The sequence below is a fragment of the Idiomarina sp. ST10R2A5 genome (assembly GCF_051842325.1).
GTDB classification, from domain to species: Bacteria; Pseudomonadota; Gammaproteobacteria; order Enterobacterales; family Alteromonadaceae; genus Idiomarina; species Idiomarina abyssalis.
Genome location: NZ_JBNIEX010000074.1, coordinates 1 through 240 on the forward strand (window position 1 = coordinate 1; position 240 = coordinate 240).

Consider the following 240-nt stretch of genomic DNA (forward strand, 5'->3'; position numbering starts at 1 on the left):
GCGGCCGTCCCCTCGGGGATCGGCTCGACGTACTCGCTGTAGCCGTCGGATTCGGCGGCCAGCCGGAACACCTCGTCGTCCATCAACTCGACGGCGCTGACGTCGAACTCCAGGGCCTCCGGGACGGCCTCCATCGCGTCGACGAGCGACTCGAAGCAGTACAGCACCAGCGCGGTCTCCTCGGGCATCGTCACGAGGCCGACCGTGGCCTCGACGATGACGCCGAGGGTCCCCTCGCTG

The 240-nt window shown here is 69.6% G+C and carries 1 protein-coding gene; it reads right to left on the bottom strand.

Annotated elements, in window-relative coordinates; genetic code table 11:
* Positions 1–240 (bottom strand): FAD-binding oxidoreductase (locus ACP7FG_RS13180; RefSeq protein WP_439226658.1); only part of this gene is annotated, 240 nt, incomplete at both ends.